Annotated in this window: 15 protein-coding genes; 5 read left to right on the top strand and 10 right to left on the bottom strand. The window is 70.3% G+C overall.

From position 1 onward, the window contains the following. Window positions 1-150: 150 nt before the first annotated feature. The 6 genes from OMP39_RS00760 to OMP39_RS00735 form a co-directional block, all read right to left on the bottom strand. Window positions 151-903 (bottom strand): 5'-methylthioadenosine/adenosylhomocysteine nucleosidase, encoded by a 753-nt coding sequence (locus OMP39_RS00760; RefSeq protein WP_264892920.1) that lies wholly within the window; start codon window positions 901-903, stop codon window positions 151-153. A 71-nt stretch (window positions 904-974) separates the two neighbouring features. Continuing rightward, window positions 975-2,648, bottom strand: coding sequence for a long-chain-fatty-acid--CoA ligase (locus tag OMP39_RS00755; RefSeq protein ID WP_264892919.1), 1,674 nt, complete (start codon window positions 2,646-2,648; stop codon window positions 975-977). 93 nt (window positions 2,649-2,741) lie between these two features. Beyond that, on the bottom strand, window positions 2,742-4,172 hold the full coding sequence (locus OMP39_RS00750; RefSeq protein ID WP_264892918.1) for an NAD(P)(+) transhydrogenase (Re/Si-specific) subunit beta: 1,431 nt from the start codon (window positions 4,170-4,172) through the stop codon (window positions 2,742-2,744). Next, a complete protein-coding gene (locus OMP39_RS00745; RefSeq protein ID WP_264892917.1) occupies window positions 4,173-4,484 on the bottom strand; it encodes an NAD(P) transhydrogenase subunit alpha part 2 in 312 nt (103 codons plus the stop codon). It lies immediately after the preceding gene. Window positions 4,485-4,591: 107 nt separating this feature from the next. Continuing rightward, window positions 4,592-4,954 (bottom strand): aspartate 1-decarboxylase, encoded by a 363-nt coding sequence (gene panD / locus OMP39_RS00740; protein WP_264892916.1) that lies wholly within the window; start codon window positions 4,952-4,954, stop codon window positions 4,592-4,594. Next, window positions 4,951-6,066, bottom strand: a complete 1,116-nt coding sequence (locus tag OMP39_RS00735) for a Re/Si-specific NAD(P)(+) transhydrogenase subunit alpha (RefSeq protein ID WP_264892915.1) — start codon at window positions 6,064-6,066, stop codon at window positions 4,951-4,953. The genes panD and OMP39_RS00735 overlap by 4 nt, the downstream gene beginning before the upstream one ends. Before the next feature lie 183 nt (window positions 6,067-6,249). On the opposite strand from OMP39_RS00735, the gene OMP39_RS00730 reads away from it, so the two are divergent. Together OMP39_RS00730 and mnmA are read left to right on the top strand one after the other, a co-directional pair. After that, entirely contained in the window at window positions 6,250-6,741 is a 492-nt protein-coding gene (locus tag OMP39_RS00730; protein ID WP_264892914.1) for an NUDIX hydrolase, read from the top strand. Further along, window positions 6,738-7,841 carry a tRNA 2-thiouridine(34) synthase MnmA gene (mnmA, locus tag OMP39_RS00725; protein WP_264892913.1) on the top strand — a complete coding sequence of 368 codons (1,104 nt, stop codon included), beginning with the start codon at window positions 6,738-6,740 and terminating at the stop codon, window positions 7,839-7,841. Before OMP39_RS00730 ends, mnmA begins: the two co-directional genes overlap by 4 nt. Before the next feature lie 92 nt (window positions 7,842-7,933). Here the strand turns inward: mnmA and OMP39_RS00720 are convergent, their stop codons facing one another. From OMP39_RS00720 to OMP39_RS00710, 3 genes are all read right to left on the bottom strand, one after another. Next, the gene (locus OMP39_RS00720) at window positions 7,934-8,905 is read right to left on the bottom strand and encodes a glucokinase (RefSeq protein ID WP_264892912.1); all 972 of its coding nucleotides are present in this window, start codon (window positions 8,903-8,905) and stop codon (window positions 7,934-7,936) included. 115 nt (window positions 8,906-9,020) lie between these two features. Then, entirely contained in the window at window positions 9,021-9,521 is a 501-nt protein-coding gene (gene ssb / locus OMP39_RS00715; RefSeq protein ID WP_264892911.1) for a single-stranded DNA-binding protein, read from the bottom strand. A gap of 110 nt (window positions 9,522-9,631) precedes the next feature. Further along, complete coding sequence (locus OMP39_RS00710) at window positions 9,632-10,852, bottom strand: MFS transporter (protein WP_264892910.1); 1,221 nt, start codon at window positions 10,850-10,852, stop codon at window positions 9,632-9,634. Window positions 10,853-11,028: 176 nt separating this feature from the next. Between OMP39_RS00710 and OMP39_RS00705 the strand changes: the two genes are divergently transcribed. Beyond that, window positions 11,029-12,990: a RecQ family ATP-dependent DNA helicase gene (locus OMP39_RS00705; RefSeq protein WP_264892909.1), complete on the top strand. Its 1,962-nt coding sequence runs from the start codon at window positions 11,029-11,031 to the stop codon at window positions 12,988-12,990. A 1-nt stretch (window position 12,991) separates the two neighbouring features. Here OMP39_RS00705 and OMP39_RS00700 read toward each other — a convergent pair whose 3' ends face one another. Then, on the bottom strand, window positions 12,992-13,372 hold the full coding sequence (locus OMP39_RS00700; protein WP_264892908.1) for a hypothetical protein: 381 nt from the start codon (window positions 13,370-13,372) through the stop codon (window positions 12,992-12,994). A gap of 188 nt (window positions 13,373-13,560) precedes the next feature. Here OMP39_RS00700 and OMP39_RS00695 point away from each other — a divergent pair, with 188 nt between their 5' ends. Then, the gene (locus tag OMP39_RS00695; RefSeq protein WP_264892907.1) at window positions 13,561-15,600 is read left to right on the top strand and encodes a TonB-dependent siderophore receptor; all 2,040 of its coding nucleotides are present in this window, start codon (window positions 13,561-13,563) and stop codon (window positions 15,598-15,600) included. 55 nt (window positions 15,601-15,655) lie between these two features. Beyond that, window positions 15,656-16,780, top strand: coding sequence for a PepSY-associated TM helix domain-containing protein (locus tag OMP39_RS00690; RefSeq protein WP_264892906.1), 1,125 nt, complete (start codon window positions 15,656-15,658; stop codon window positions 16,778-16,780). Window positions 16,781-16,782: the final 2 nt, after the last annotated feature.

Genomic DNA, 16,782 nt, shown 5'->3' with positions numbered 1-16,782 from the left:
GCGAGTGGGGCCGCAGCCGAAGCTGCCGACGGCGCCTCGATCCCCCCGGCGCGCAAAGCTTCACAGCGAGAAGGAAGAAGGCCCGGGCGAGAGCCCAGAAGGCTCGGACGAGAGGCAGGGCCGCAGGCGAGAAGGGACGAGAAGGGACGCTCAGACGGCCGAGAGGTAGCGGGAGACCACGGCTGCGGAAAAGCGGCTCGCCACGTCGCGCAAGAAGGCGGGAAAGTCGACATGCGCGGCGTCGTCGGCGCGGTCCGAGATGGTGCGGATCACGCCGAACGGCACGCCCAGGTCGTGGCAGACCTGCGCCACCGCGGCGCCTTCCATCTCGACGGCGAGCGCCTGCGGCAGCTCCGCGCGCAGGGCCGCGCTCTCGGCGGTGGTGCTGACGAAGCGGTCACCGCTGACGATGAGCCCTTCGTGGCAGCGACGGCCCGCCAGCCGGTAAGCCTGCACGGCCGGGGCGCCGAGATGCTCGGCCGCGGCCTGGAGCACTTCGTGCGCGGCCCGGGCCAGGCGGCTGGCGACCCGGTCGTCGGCGTCGAACGTCGAGCGGCCGTAGTACGGGATCTCATGGCGCGGGAAGATGGGCGAGGCGTCGAAGTCATGCTGCAGGAACTGCCGGCCCACCACCACGTCGCCCACCGCCACCCCTTCGGCCAGGCCGCCCGCCACGCCGGTGAAGACGATCTCCCGGGCGGCGAAGCGCTCGACCAGCAACGCCGCCGTGGTCGCGGCCGCGACCTTGCCGATGCGCGAGAGCACGACCACCACGTCCTGCCCCACCAGGTGGCCCAGCCAGAACTCGCGCCCGGCATGGCGCACGCGGTGCTCGTCGGGCATGCAGTCGAGCAACGCCTGCAGCTCCTCGGGCATGGCGGCCATGATGGCGATCCGGCTCATATCGCTTCCTCTTCCCAAAAGCACGACGGCCCGATGTTGCCATCGGGCCGCGGCGCGGTGCTTGCCGTGCCTTACTTCTTGTCGCGCAGCTCCCGGCGCAAGATCTTGCCCACCGGCGTCTTGGGCAACTCCTTGCGAAACTCGATGATCTTCGGGCGCTTGTAGCCGGTGAGGTGCTGCTCGCAGTAGGCGCGCACGTCCGCTTCGGTGATGTTCGGGTTCTCGCGCACGATCACGAGCTTGACCGCTTCGCCGGACTTTTCGTCGGGCACGCCGACCGCGGCGCACTCCAGGATGCCGTCCATCTGAGTGACGACGTCCTCGATCTCGTTCGGGTACACGTTGAAGCCCGAGACGAGGATCATGTCCTTCTTGCGATCGACGATCTTGAAGTAGCCGCGCTCGTCCATCGTCGCGATGTCGCCGGTACGGAAGAAGCCGTCGGCCGTCATTACCTTGGCCGTTTCGTCGGGCCGCTGCCAGTAGCCGGCCATCACCTGCGGGCCGCGCACGCACAGCTCGCCCGGGGTGCCGATGGGCACCTCGTGGCCCTCGTCGTCGAGCAGCTTGACCTCGGTCGACGGCAACGGTAGGCCGATGGTGCCGGTGTAGGCCTTGCTGTCGGTCGGGTTGCAAGTCACCGACGGCGAGGTCTCCGAGAGCCCGTAGCCCTCGCAGATCGGGCAACCGGTCTTCTCCAGCCACACCTTGGCCGTGGCCTGCTGCACGGCCATGCCGCCGCCGACGCTGATCGACAAGTGCGACCAGTCCACCTTGTTGAAGTCCGGGTGGTGGGCCAATGCGTTGAACAGCGTGTTGACCGCCGGGAAGCTGTGGAACTTGTGCTGCGACAGCTCCTTGAGCACGGCCGGGAGGTCGCGCGGGTTCGGGATCAGCACGTTGCAGCCGCCCATGCGCAGCGACAGCATCATGTTCACCGTGAAGGCGAAGATGTGATAGAGGGGCAGCGCGCAGATGGTGACGGGCTGTTCGCCCGGGGGCACCTTCTTCATCGCTGGCAGGTTCCACGCCTCGGACTGCAACAGGTTGGCGATGATGTTGCGGTGGAGCAGCACCGCGCCCTTGCTCACGCCGGTCGTGCCGCCGGTGTACTGCAGCACGGCGATGTCGTCCGCCCGGATCTCGGGCTTGCGGAACGGGGCGCGCCGGCCTTGAGCGATCGCATCGTTGAAGCGCACCGCGCCGGGCAGCTCGAAGGCGGGCACCAGCTTCTTCACGCTGCGCACGACGTAGTTGACGATGAGCCCCTTCGGGAAGCCCAGCAGATCGCCCATCGCGGCGAGCACCACCTTCTTGGTGGGCGTGTGGGCTTGGCACTCCTGCAGCGTGCGCGCGAAGTTCTCGAGGATGACGATGGCCTTGGCGCCCGAGTCCTTGAGCTGGTGCTCCAGCTCGCGGGGGGTGTACAGGGGGTTGACGTTGACCACCACATAGCCCGCGCGCAGGATGCCGGCCACGGCCACCGGGTACTGCGGCACGTTGGGCATCATGATCGCGATGCGGTCGCCCTTCTCCAGCCCGAGCGACTGCAGGTAGGCCGCAAAGGCCCGCGACAGGTCGTCGACGTCACCGAAGGTGACCGTCTTGCCCATGAACTTGTAGGCCGCCCGGTCGCGGAACTTCTGGAAGCTCTCCTCGAGCAGTGCGACGAGAGAGGGGTACTGGTCGGGGTCGATCTCGTGAGGAACGCCTTCGGGGTAGTGCTGGAGCCAGGGCTTGTTCATACGTTCTTTGGAAGCGGAAGCGCGATTCTGACGGAGGGCTGACAAGCCCGTTATCAGGTGTTTCGATAATCGAACGATCGTTCGTTCGCTGCGCTACTCGATCGCCTTGACCATGTCCTCCACCACCTTCTTGGCGTCGCCGAACACCATCATGGTCTTGTCCATGTAGAACAGCTCGTTGTCCAGCCCGGCGTAGCCCGCGGCCATCGATCGCTTGTTGACGATCACCGTCTTGGCCTTGTAGGCCTCCAGGATCGGCATGCCGTAGATCGGGCTGCCCTTGACGTGCGCGGCCGGGTTCACCACGTCGTTGGCGCCGAGGATGATGGCCACGTCGGCCTGACCGAACTCGGCGTTGATGTCCTCCATCTCGAACACCTGGTCGTAGGGCACCTCGGCCTCGGCCAGCAGCACGTTCATGTGGCCCGGCATGCGGCCGGCCACCGGGTGGATCGCGTACTTGACGCTCACGCCCTTGTCGGTGAGCTTTTGCGCCAACTCCTTGACCGCATGCTGCGCGCGCGCCACCGCGAGGCCATAGCCCGGCACGATGATGACGCTCTCGGCGTTGGAGAGGATGAAGGCCGCATCGTCGGGGCTGCCGCTCTTGACCGTGCGCTGCTGCTGCGCGCCGCCCGCGGCCGCGCCGGCCTCACCGCCGAAGCCGCCCAGGATCACGTTGAAGAACGAGCGGTTCATCGCGCGGCACATGATGTAGCTCAGGATCGCACCCGAGCTGCCCACCAGGGAGCCGGCGATGATGAGCATCGAGTTGTTGAGCGAAAAGCCGATGCCCGCGGCCGCCCAGCCCGAGTAGCTGTTGAGCATGGACACCACGACCGGCATGTCGGCCCCGCCGATCGGGATGATGATCAGCACGCCCAGCACGAAGCTGAGCGCGAGCATCGCGTAGAAGGCCGGCCAGCTCTCGGTGAACATGAACACCAGGCCCAGCGCGACGGTGGCCAGCCCCAGCACGAGGTTGAGCAGGTGCTGCCCGGCGAAGACCACCGGGGCGCCCTGGAACAGGCGGAACTTGTACTTGCCCGAGAGCTTGCCGAAGGCGATCACCGACCCCGAAAAGGTGATCGCGCCGATGGCCGCGCCGAGGAAGAGCTCCAGCCGGTTGCCGGTGGGAATCGGCTCGCCCGCCCCGGTGATGCCGAAGGCCCAGGGCTCGGCCACCGCGGCGATGGCGATGAACACCGCCGCCAGGCCGATCATGCTGTGCATGAAGGCCACGAGCTCGGGCATCTTGGTCATCTCGACGCGGCGGGCCATGATGGCACCGGCCGTGCCGCCCACCAGCAGGCCCACGAGCACATAGACCATGCCTTGCGCGGCCTGGCCCGAGAGCTTGACGATCAGTGCGGCGGTCGTGAGGATGGCGATCGCCATGCCGACCATGCCGAAGACGTTGCCGCGGATGGACGTGGTGGGGTGGCTCAGGCCCTTGAGCGCCTGAATGAAGCAGACCGACGCCACCAGATAGAGCAGCGTCACGACGTTCATGCTGAGGCTCATTTACTTGCCCTCCTTCTTCGCGGGCGTCTTTTTCTTGAACATCTCGAGCATGCGGCGCGTGACGAGGAAGCCGCCGAAGACGTTGACCGCGGCCAGCGCGACCGCGAGCGTGCCCATCGTCTTGCCCAGGCCGCCCTCGGTGAGTGCCGCGGCCAGCATGGCGCCCACGATCACGATCGCCGAGATGGCGTTGGTCACGGCCATCAGCGGCGTGTGCAGGGCCGGCGTGACGTTCCAGACGACGTGGTAGCCCACGTAGATCGCGAGCACGAAGATGATGAGGTTGATGATGACCGGGCTGATCGTTTCCATGCCGGTTGTCTCCTGATGTGAAGCCTCGGTGGGCGGCCGCCGCAGCCGTCGCGCGCCACGGGGGGCGGATGCGGGCCGGGCGGGCCGGGCGCGGCGCGGCGCGCCGCTCAGAGTTTGCGTATCTCCTTGACGCGGTTGCCTTCGCCCAGCAACACGACGCGCGGCTTGTGGTCGCGCGCGTGGTCCTCGCTCATCGGCGCGTAGGTGCAGATGATGAGCAAGTCGCCCACCTGCGCCTTGCGCGCCGCGGCCCCGTTGAGCGAGATCGCGCCCGATCCCCGCGGCTTCTTGATGATGTAGGTCGAGAAGCGCTCGCCGTTGTTGACGTTGTAGAGCTCGATCTGCTCGTACTCGCGCATGTCCGCGGCATCGAGCAGGTCCTCGTCGATGCCGCAGGAGCCTTCGTAGTGCAGGTCCGCCTCGGTGACGGTGGCGCGGTGCAGCTTCGCGCGCAGCATGATGCGGTTCATCGGCGCGTGACCTCCCCGTTGGCGGTGACGCGGCAGGCAGCGACGATCTCGTCGTCCAGGTCGATCTTCAGGCCGCCTTCCTTGGTGAGGATGAGCTTGAGGAAGTCGAGCACGTTGCGCGCATACAGGCTGCTCGCGTCGGCCGCCACCAGCGCCGGCAGGTTCGTCTCGCCGACGATGTGCACGCCGTGCTGCACCACCGTGCGGCCCGGCTCGGTCAGCTCGCAGTTGCCGCCCTGGGCCGCCGCCAAGTCCACGATCACGGAGCCGGGCTTCATGCTGCGCACCATCTCGGCGCTGACGAGCCGCGGCGCCGGCCGCCCGGGGATGAGTGCCGTGGTGATGACCACGTCGGCCTGCGCCACGCGCTTGGCCACCTCCGCCTTCTGGCGGTCGAGCCAGCTCTGCGGCATCGGCCGGGCGTAGCCGCCCACGCCCTCGGCCGCCTCGCGCTCCTCGTCGGTCTCGTAAGGCACGTCGATGAACTTGGCGCCCAGCGACTCGACCTGCTCCTTGACCGAGGGGCGCACGTCGCTCGCCTCGATCACGGCCCCGAGCCGCTTGGCGGTGGCGATGGCCTGCAGGCCCGCGACACCCACGCCCAGCACCACGACGCGAGCGGCCTTGACCGTGCCGGCCGCCGTCATCAGCATCGGAAAGAAGCGCTGGTACACGTTGGCCGCGATCATCACGGCCTTGTAGCCGGCGATGTTGGCCTGGGACGACAGCACGTCCATGCTCTGGGCGCGCGTGATGCGCGGCGCGGCCTCGAGGGCGAAGCCGGTGACCCCCGCCGACGCCAGCCGCTGCAGCCCCTGCGCATCGAAGGGGTTGAGCATGCCGACGAGCACGGTGCCCGGCTTCATCCGCCCGACCTCCTCGGCCTGCGGCGCGCGCACCTTGAGCACCAGCTCGCAGCCGAATGCGCCCGGCGCATCGGTGAGCTCGGCCCCCACCGCGGTGTAGGCCTCGTCGGGCGCGGACGCCGCCACGCCTGCGCCGCGCTGGATGCGCACCGTGTGGCCCTGGGCCACGAGTTTCTTCGCCGTCTCGGGCGTGACGGCGACGCGCGTCTCCCCCGCCACCGTCTCGAGCGGTACGCCTATGAGCATGAGTCCTGCCCTCCTCGTTGAATTGCCAACGCAACTGACGCGCAGCTTACACAAGCTGACAGATCGCGCACGGTAACTCAGTTTCAACTTCGGGTGGGTTGACAGCTATCGCGCGGGCGACATCGGCGCCCGCTTTGCCCCTGCCGCCGACCGCCCGGGGGGCCGGCGCTACACTGCCCGCCCATGCAGGACCGTTGGAAACCCAGTGTCACCGTGGCGGCCGTGATCGAGCGCGAAGGCCGCTTCCTGCTCGTCGAGGAGCACACCGCCGAAGGCCTGAAGCTCAACAACCCGGCCGGCCACCTCGACCCGGGCGAATCCCCCGAGCAGGGCGTTGCGCGCGAAGTGCTGGAGGAGACCGGCTGCGTCTTCACGCCCACGCACGTGCTGGGCGTGTACCTGTCGCGCTTCCACCGGCCGGCCACCCACGAGGACGTGACCTACCTGCGGCTCGCCTTCGTCGGCACCGTCACGGACCCGGCGCCCGGCTGGGTGCTGGACGACGGGATCGTGCGCACGGTGTGGATGACCGCCGAGGAGGTGCGCGCGAGCGCCGAGCGGCACCGCAGCCCGCTGGTGCTGCGGTGCATCGAGGACTACCTCGACGGCAAACGCTACCCGCTGGAACTCGTGATGACCCACCACAGCGTCTTCGAGCCGGAGATCAAGCAATGACGCGCGTCGTCGTGGGCCTGTCGGGGGGCGTGGATTCGGCGGTCTCTGCCTGGCTGCTGAAAGCCCAGGGCTACGAGGTCGTCGGCATCTTCATGAAGAACTGGGAAGATGACGACGACAGCGAGTACTGCTCCTCGCGGCAAGACTGGCTGGACGCGGCCTCGGTGGCCGACGTGATCGGCATCGACGTCGAGCACGTGAACTTCGCGGCCGAGTACAAGGACCGGGTGTTCGCGGAGTTTCTGCGCGAATACCAGGCCGGCCGCACGCCGAACCCGGACATCCTCTGCAACGCCGAGATCAAGTTCAAGGCGTTCCTGGATCATGCGATGCGCCTGGGCGCCGAGAAGATCGCGACGGGCCACTACGCCCGCGTGCGCGAGGTGGACGGCCGCTTCGAGTTGCTCAAGGGCGTGGACCCGTCCAAGGACCAGAGCTACTTCCTGCACCGGCTGACGCAGGCGCAGCTCGCGCGCACGCTGTTCCCCGTCGGCGAGCTGCACAAGACCGAGGTGCGCCGCATCGCGGCCGAGCTCGGCCTGCCCAACGCGAAGAAGAAGGATTCGACCGGCATCTGCTTCATCGGCGAGCGGCCGTTCCGCGAGTTCCTCAACCGCTACCTGGCCAAGGACCCGGGCCCGATCAAGGACGATCGCGGCCGCGTGCTGGGGCAGCACATCGGCCTGAGCTTCTACACGCTGGGCCAGCGCAAAGGGCTGGGCATCGGCGGAGTCAAGGAGCGCGGCGCGGCGCGCGGCGGCGGGGAGCACGAGCCGTGGTTCGTCGCCCGGAAAGACGTCGCGACGAACACGCTGTACGTCGTGCAAGGGCACGACCACCCATGGCTGCAGTCGCTCTCGCTGGAAGCCGCCGACGCCAGCTGGATCGCCGGCACCCCGCCCGAGCCGGGCCGCTACGCGGCCAAGACTCGCTACCGCCAGCAGGACGCGGCCTGCGTCCTCGAAGGCGGCGAGGGCGGCCGCTTCCGGCTGCACTTCGACGACGCCCAGTGGGCCGTCACCCCCGGCCAGTCGGCCGTGCTCTACGACGGCGAAGTGTGCCTCGGGGGCGGCGTGATCGAAGGGGCTGCGGCGGCCTGACCTCGGGCGCCGCCCGGCGTGCCGACGGCGGCGGTGTTGCATCGGCCACTTTGCCTGGAGGAGGGCACGGGGACGGTCGCCACCGCGCCGGCTCAGCCGGGCAGGTCCAGGGCCTGGGCGGCGCCGCGCAATCCCGGCGACTCGGCGAGGATGACCCAGGTGGGAATGCCCTCCAGGTACTCGCGGAATCGCCCCTTCGCCTCGAAGCGCTCGCGGAACGACGAGCCGTCGAACCATTCGCCCAGCCGCGGCACGATGCCGCCGCCGATGTAGACGCCCGCGCGCGCTCCGAGCGTCAGCGCCAGATTGCCGGCCACCGTGCCGAGGAAGGCGCAGAACAACTCCAGCGCGGCGACGCAGTGCGGATCGGCATGTCGCAACGCGGCCTGGGTGATCGCGGGCGCATCCAGCGGAGAGGCCTGCTTGCCGGCCAGCTCGCAAACGGCTTGGTACAAGTTGGCCAGGCCCGGCCCCGACAGGGCACGCTCGGCCGACACGTGTCCGAAACGCCGGCGCAGCAGCGCCAGCACCGCGTCCTCGCGCTCGTCGGCCGCCGACAGGGTGACGTGGCCGCCTTCGCCGGTCAGTGGCACCCAGCCGCCGCCGGGCACCGGCACGAGGCCCGAGACGCCCAGGCCGGTGCCCGGCCCCAGCAGCGCGATGGGCGCGGCCGCGACGGCCGTCCCACCCCCCACCTGGCGGCGCTCGTCGGCCCCGAGCAACGGCAGGGCCAAGGCCAGTGCCGTGAAGTCGTTCAGCACGACCAGCCGTTCCAGCCCCAACAGACGCTGCAGCTCCGAGATGGAGAAGCTCCAGTCGTGGTTGGTCATGTGCACCCGATCTGCGGTGACCGGGTTGGCGATGCCCACCGCGGCACATGCCGGGCGGGGCAGGCCCTGCGACTGGAGGTAGTGTTCGATCGCCTCGCGCAGCCCGGCATGCTCGGCCACGCGGTACGTGGTCATGCACGAGAGCCCGGCTTGCGGCTCGGCCAGCCAGGCGAAGCGGGCATGCGTGCCGCCGACGTCGGCGACCAGGCGGGGGTAAGCAGCAGCGCGGTCCATCGGTGGAAGCGGGGCGGTGGCACAGGCACCGCGGTTCACCGGTCAGGCTACCGAGCACGCGGCGTGCCCGGGCCTTCGCGCGCGCAGCCGCGCGGGGCGGCTGTCGGTCGGATCGTCAGAACGGGATGTCGTCGTCCATGTCGTCGAAGCCGGTCGACGACTTGGGCGCGGGCTTGCTGGCCGGGCGCGAGGCCGCCGGGGTGCTGCGGCCCGCACCGCCGCCCTCGTGGGGCTCGCGGCTGTAGCCGCCTTCGTCGCCCGCCGCACCGCCGCCCATGCCCTCGCGGCTGCCCAGCAGTTGCATCTGCTCGGCGATGATCTCGGTGGTGTAGTTGTCCTTGCCGTCCTGGCCTTGCCACTTGCGGGTCTTCAGGCGCCCCTCGACGTACACCGAGCGGCCTTTCTTCAGATACTCCCCGGCGATCTCGGCCAGGCGGTCGTAGAACACCACGCGGTGCCACTCGGTTTCCTCCTGGCGCTCGCCGGTGTCGCGGTTCTTCCAGTTGCGGGTGGTGGCCAACGAGATGTTGCAGACGGCCGAACCGTTGGGCGTGTAGCGCACCTCGGGGTCGCGCCCGAGGTTGCCGATCAGGATGACTTTGTTGACAGAGGCCATGGCTCGGCTCCTCCTAGAGATACATGAAGCTGCGGTGTCCGGGTGATTATCTCCGAGCCCCTCGCGGCCCCCGAATCACCCCTTGGTGGGTTCGGCGCGCGGGCCGGGCTTCAGGCCGACACGCCGTCGCCGCGGGGCGCGGTGCGCCGCGCGGGCGGGCGCATCGGCCAGGCCAGCGCGAGCCACAGCAGCATCAGCGCCGCGCACACCTGGAAAACCGCGGACTGTCCCCAGCGCGCGGCGACTTGGCCGCCGAGGAGCCCGCCGGCGAAGAGCCCGAGCGACTGGCAGGTGTTGAACACGCCCAGGGCCAACCCCTTGGCGGCCGGTGACGCCACCCGCGAGACGAGCGACGGCAACGAGGCCTCGAGCAGGTTGTAGCCGACGAAGAACGCGAGCAACGCGCCGATCAGCCAGACCGGCTCCGTCCAGCCGTGAGCCAGGGCCGCCTCGGTGAGCGCCAGCAGCGCGACGGCGCCGAGGAAGGCGGCACGCACCCGGCCGCGGCGCTCGCTCCAGATCATCACCGGCACCATCAGCACGAACGACAGCACCACCACAGCCAGATAGACCCAGCCGTGCTGGGCCACCGGCAGGCCCACGTGCTCGACGAGCGCCACCGGCACGACGACGAACATCGCCATCTGCACCAGGTGCAGCAGGAAGATGCCCGCGCACAACCGCTGCAGCTCGGGGTGCGCGAGCACGGTGCGCCAATGCGGCGCCGTGCCCGGACGCGGCGCCACCGGCGCCGGCGGCAGGCCGCGTGTGACGACGGCGATGGCCCCGAGCGCCAGCAGCCCGGTGAGCGTGAACAGGCCCGACATGCCCACCAGCGTGTACAGCCACGGCGCGAGCGCCAGCGACAACGCAAAGGACAGACCGATCGAGCCCCCCACCATCGCCATGGCCTTGGTGCGCACCTCGTCGCGCGTGTGGTCCGCGATCAGCGCCGTCACCGCGGCCGAGATCGCCCCCGCGCCTTGCAGCGCACGGCCGACGACCACCATCCACAGGTCGTGGGCGACGGCGGCGACGAACGAGCCGAGGGCGAAGACCAGCAGGCCGGCCACGATGACGGGCCGGCGCCCGAGCCGGTCCGAGGCGGCGCCGTAAGGGATCTGCAGCACCGCCTGGGTAAGGCCGTAGATGCCGATGGCCAGGCCCACGAGGCCCATCTGTTCGCCGCCGGGCATCTGTCGGGCATCGAGCGCGAAGACGGGCAGGATCAGGAACAGGCCCAGCATGCGCAGGCCGAAGATCGCCGCGAGCCACGAACTGGCTCGGCGCTCGGCCGCGGTCATGCGCAAGGAGTCGGTGCGATCGCTCATCGAATGCGGGAAAACCGTTATTGTCGCCGCGGAAGGCCGGTCGGCGCCTGGCCGCCCGCCTTGCCCGACCTGCCAGGCCGGGTCTTGTCGCCCGGGCGCGCCCCTGGGCATCGCAGGGCCCGGCGTACCGGCCCGGCTCGGGCGGGCCGCGCCCGGCTACCATTGCCGGCCTCGCCATGACCGATTCCGCCCGGCCCCGTTCGACCGCCGCCCCGAGCACCGTCCCGCTGGACATCCTGCGGGAGGTGTTCGGCTACGACCGCTTCCGCGGGCCGCAGGCGGCCATCGTCGAGCACGTGAGCGCCGGGGGCGATGCGCTGGTGCTCATGCCCACCGGCGGCGGCAAGTCGCTGTGCTATCAGATCCCGGCGATCGCGCGCCACCGCGCCGGCCGCGGCGTGACGGTGGTGGTCTCGCCGCTGATCGCGCTGATGCACGACCAGGTCGGTGCGCTGGAAGAAGCGGGCGTGCATGCCGCCTTCCTCAACTCCACGCTGTCGCTGGAGGAGGCGCAGCGTGTCGAGCGCGAGCTGATGAGCGGGCGGCTGGTGCTGCTGTACGCCGCTCCCGAGCGCGTGACGACGCCGCGCTTCCTGGCGCAGCTGGAGTCGCTCTACCTGCGCGGCCGGCTGGCGCTCTTCGCGATCGACGAAGCGCACTGCGTCTCGCAATGGGGGCACGACTTCCGCAGCGAGTACCTGGGCTTGAGCGTGCTGCACGAGCGCTTCGCCGACGTGCCGCGCATCGCGCTGACGGCCACCGCCGACGAGCACACCCGCGCGGACATCGTCGAGCGGCTGCAGCTGCAGGACGCGCGCGTCTTCATCAGCAGCTTCGACCGGCCCAACATCCGCTACACCATCGTCGAGAAGGACAACCCGCGGGCGCAGCTGTTGCGCTTCATCCGCGACGAGCACGAGGGCGAGGCCGGCATCGTCTATTGCCAGTCGCGCAAGAAGGTGGAGGAAACCGCCGCCTGGCTCAACGACGAAGGCATCGCCGCGCTGCCTTACCACGCGGGGCTCGACGCCGCGGTGCGACAGCAGCACCAGGACCGCTTCTTGCGCGAGGAGGGCCTGGTGATGGTGGCGACGATCGCCTTCGGCATGGGCATCGACAAGCCGGACGTGCGCTTCGTCGCGCACCTGGACCTGCCGAAGAACATCGAGAGCTATTACCAGGAAACCGGCCGCGCCGGCCGCGACGGCGAACCGGCCGAGGCCTGGATGGCGTACGGCCTGGCCGACGTCGTCAACCAACGGCGCATGATCGACGAGAGCCCCGCGAGCGAGGACTTCAAGCGCGTGCAGCGCGGCAAGCTCGACGCGCTGCTGGCGCTGGCCGAGACGCACGAGTGCCGGCGGGTGCGGCTGTTGGCGTACTTCGGCGAAGACTATGGCGCGGCGGCGGCGTCCCCCGGCGGGGGCGACCTCCTCGGGGTGCAGGCCGGCCGACCGACGATGAGGGCACGATGCGGCAACTGCGACAACTGCCTGGCGCCGCCGGCCACCTGGGACGCGACCGATGCGGCGCGCAAGGCGCTGTCGTGCATCTACCGCTTCCACCAGCACGGGGCACACGGGGCCGCGCCGCGGGCCTTCGGCGCCGGTCACCTGATCGACGTGTTGCGGGGCAAGCGCACCGACAAGGTCGCGCAATACGGGCATGACCGCCTCAGCACCTTCGGCATCGGGGCAGACCTGACCGAGGCACAGTGGCGCGGCGTGCTGCGTCAGCTCGTCGCGCTGGGCCACGTGACGGCCGAGGGGGAGTACGGGACGCTGCATCTGGCCGACAGCGCCCGCTCGGTGCTGCGCGGCGAAGTGCACCTGCTGCTGCGCGTGCCGGCCGAGCCTGCGCGCGGGCGGGCCACCCGCCCGCGAGGCGCCCGCGCCGCGGCGCTGCCCGCCGACCTGGACGCCGCCGCGCAGGCGCGCTTTCTGGCGCTGAAGGCGTGGCGGGCCGAGGTCGCGCGCGAGCACAACCTGCCCGCCTATGTCGTCTTCCACGACGCCACGCTGGCCGAGATGGCCCGCCTCGCGCCGACGACGCTGGAAGAGCTCGGCGCCGTCAGTGGCGTCGGTGCCAAGAAGCTGGAAGCCTACGGGCGCGAGATCCTGCGCGTGCTGGCGGCCTGAACTACTGCAGCAGGCCCCACAGCCGGCGCAGCAGGGTGTGCGCCCATGCCGGCAGCGCGCTGTCGAAGCGTTCCTCCTGGCCGTACTCGTCGCCTTCGATCACGGCGCTGTGCACCAACGTGCCGCGCCCGCACACCTGCAAGCTCAGCCAGCCGCGCGTGCCGGCCTCCCAGGTCAGCGTGAGGCTGCCGTCGGGCTCGACCTGCACGTCGGGCGCGGGCCAGGCCTGGCCCACCAGCTCGAGGAGCCGCTCGCCTTCGCGCAGCGTCGCCTCGCTCGGCCACGCCCACGCGCGGGACTCGACCAGCGGCCGCACCTCCTCGAGCGCGAGCGCGATCGGCGCGGCCCGCGTGGGCGGCGGCGTGGACGACGGGTTGACCATGCCCCCATTCTGAGCCCGGCGCGTCGGCCTGCCGTGGGGAGGGGTCTTCGGCGAACGCGCTCCGCATTGCATAATGCGACGCATTCTCATTCGCAGTCGTATTGCATATGCCTTCTGCCCCCCTACTCCGCGTCCCCGTCGTGCTGGGCCCTCTCGCGGCCGCCCTCGCCGCTCTTCCTGCCGGTGGCATGGCGCAAGCAGCCCACGCGGCGGGCGAGCTGGACGTCGTGCGCGTCACCGGCGAGCGCGAGCGCAGCTACACGTCGCAGACCGTCCAGGTGGGCACGTTCCGGGACCAGGACCCGCTGGACGTGCCCCTGACCAACAACGTGGTGACGCGCGAGGTGCTGGACGCCCAGGGGTCGCGCACCGTTTTCGGCGCGCTGCGCAACACGGCCGGGGTCACCCGCTCTCAGCTGAGCGGCTCCACCTACGACAACATCTCGATCCGCGGCCTGCTGGTGGAAAACCGCGGCAACTACCGGCTCAACGGCTCGCTGCCCGTCATCAATCTCATCGACATCCCGATGGAGAACAAGGAGCGGGTCGAGGTGCTCAAGGGCGCGTCCTCGCTCTACTACGGGTTCGTGCCGCCCTCGGGCATCGTCAACTTCGTGACCCGGCGCGCGGGCCGCGAGCCGGTCACGAGCATCGCGGCCTCGGTCAACGACCACGGCGCGGTCGACCTGCATGCCGACGTGGGCCGCCGCTTCGGCCCCGGCGAGGACATGGGCCTGCGGGTCAACACGGTGGCTGGCAAGGAGGAGCTGGGCATCGACCGCTACCAGGGCGAGCGGCAGCTGCTGTCGGCCGCTTACGACTGGCGGGTGGCTCCCGGCTTCAACCTCAAGCTGGATGTCGAGCACTACCGCAAGGACGTCAGCGAACAGGCGGCCATCGAGGTGCCGCGCGTCGCCGGCCGGGCGGTGACACCACGCCTGCCCGCGAACACCACGAATGCCGCGGGCGAGTGGCAACGCTACGACGCGCAGGCCACCAACGTGCTGCTGCGCGGCGACCTCGCCCTCGGCGACGCGTGGATGCTCACCCTCGAGACGGGCCGCGCCGTCGCCGAGCGCGACCGGCGGTACTCGTTCTTCCGCTACGGCAACCTGGCCACCGGCGAGGGCACGCTCAACATCAGCTTCGTGAATGGCCAACGCTACGAGAACACCGCCCACCGCGTGGACCTCAACGGCCGCCTCGAGACGGGGACGATCGTGCACGACCTCACCGTGGGCGCCTCCTACGGCCGGCGCGAGTCGTACTTCGGCGACTCGGCCCCCTCGGCCAGCGTGCCGCAGAACATCTACGACCCGCGCCCCGTGCCGCCGATGCATCCCGTGATCGCCACGCGAGGCGGGCGCAACCGCATCGTGGACCAGGGCCTGTACGCCTTCGACCGCATGACGCTGTCGCCGCAATGGCAACTGATGGCCGGCGTGCGCTACAGCGACTACCGGAGCGAGAACGTCACCGCCGCAGGCGCCGTCACCCCCTACGAGACCACCGACACCTCTCCCAACGTCTCGGTGCTGTTCAAGCCCGCCGAGACGCTGAGCGTTTATGCGAGCTACCTGGAGGGGCTGGAGGAAACGGGCACCGCCTCGGCCAACTACGCCAACGCCGGCGAAACGCTACCGCCGGCGGTGAACAAGCAGAAGGAGCTGGGAGTCAAGTGGCGCAGCGCCCACGGGGCGCTTCTGCAGGCCGCCGTGTTCGACATCCGCCGACCGCAGACCACTCGCGATGCCGCCAACCGCTTCGTCGTCGGCGGCAAGAGCCGGTACCAGGGCCTGGAGTTGTCGGCCAGCGGCGAACTGGGGCGGCATTGGTCGGTCATCGCGTCGGCCCTGTGGCTCGACGCGCAGATCCTGCGCTCCAGCACGGCGGCCGAGGTGGGCAAGACGCCGGAGAACACGCCCAAGCGCACGTTCAGCCTGTTCGGCGAGTACCGCGTGCCGCAGGTGCCCGGCTGGTCGGTCAATGCGGGCGCCTACCACGTGGGCAAGCGACCGGTGAACAACGCCAACGAAGCCTTCGTCGGCGGCTACACCACCTTCTCGGCGGGCACCCGCTACACGACGCGCTGGGCGGGCACCGGCGTCACCTTGCAGGCCAACGTGGACAACCTCACCGACCGCACCTACTGGAGCAGCGCCGGCAACAACCTGCTCGGCGTCGGCCTGCCCCGTACGGTGCGGGTCGCGGCGAAGTTCGACTTCTGAAGCCGGGCGGCACGCCACATCCCTCCCTCGGCCCAGCCCGGCCCGCACCTCGCCCATGCCCCTGCAAGGACGCCCCCGTCGCCTCTGGCTCGTCGCGCATCGCTGGCTCGGGCTCTCGCTCGGGGCGGTGCTGCTGGTGAGCGCCGTCACCGGCACCCTTCTCGCCGCGCTGCGGCCGCTGGAGCACGCCCGGGCGCCAGCGGTGCAGCCCGGCCTCGGGGGCCCGGTGGCCGCATCGGCCCTGCCCTGGCAGGCGGCGCTCGACGAGCTGCGTCGCCTGCACGGGCCGCACGCCAGCTTCACGTTCCGCCCGCCGCGCCAGTCGGACGAAACGCTGTGGGTGTTCGTGCGCGGCCCGCGGTGGAACGGCACGGCCTATTTCCACCCCACGCAGGGTCGGCTGCTCGCACAGATCGGCGAGCGCGAGCGCCTCTTCGGGCAGTTGTTCGAGCTGCACAGCGAGCTGTGGTCGGGCGACATCGGTAAGGGCGTGTTGAGCGTGGCGGCGCTGGCCTACCTGCTGCTCACCGTCTCGGGCCTGCTGCTGTGGTGGCCGGCCAGGTGGCACCAGGGTGTGTGCATCAAGTGGTCTGCCGGCGGCACGCGCCGCTTGTTCGATCTTCATCGCGTCGTCGGGGCTGCGGCCGGCCTGCTGGTGCTGGTGTGCGTGGCGAGCGGTGCCTACATGGCCTGGCGCCCGATCTCGCAGTGGGTGACCCGGGCAGCGGGCGCCTCGACGCTGGCGCCGCCGGCAGTGCTTCGCGCCTCGCCGCAGGCGCCACCGGTGCCGCTCGACGTCCTCGTGACGCGCGGCCTGGCGCAGTGGCCGCAGGCGCGGGCGGGCTACGTGCAGGTGCCGGCGGGCGAGGAACGGCCCGTGCGGCTGCGCCTGCGCCTAGCCGACGACCCGCACCCCAACGGCTTGAGCTCGGTGTGGTTGCACCCTCGCACGGGCGAGGTGCTCGCCGCGCACCGGTGGACCGCGCTCGACCCCGGCGCCCGCGCGTACGCGGTGGTCTACCCGCTGCACACCGGCGAGTGGGGCGGGCCGTTGCACCGGGTGGCCGTCGGCGCCGCGGGTGTGATTCTGGCCGGCTACGGCATCACGGGGGTGTGGCTCTGGTGGCGGCGTCGCCGAACGAGCGCCCGCCCGCGGAGCGCGGTCGTCGGCTCCTCTTGAGG

Origin of the sequence: Schlegelella aquatica (assembly GCF_026013905.1) — a bacterium.
GTDB lineage: Bacteria > Pseudomonadota > Gammaproteobacteria > Burkholderiales > Burkholderiaceae_C > Caldimonas > Caldimonas aquatica.
This window is presented reverse-complemented; position numbering and strand designations above follow the sequence as displayed.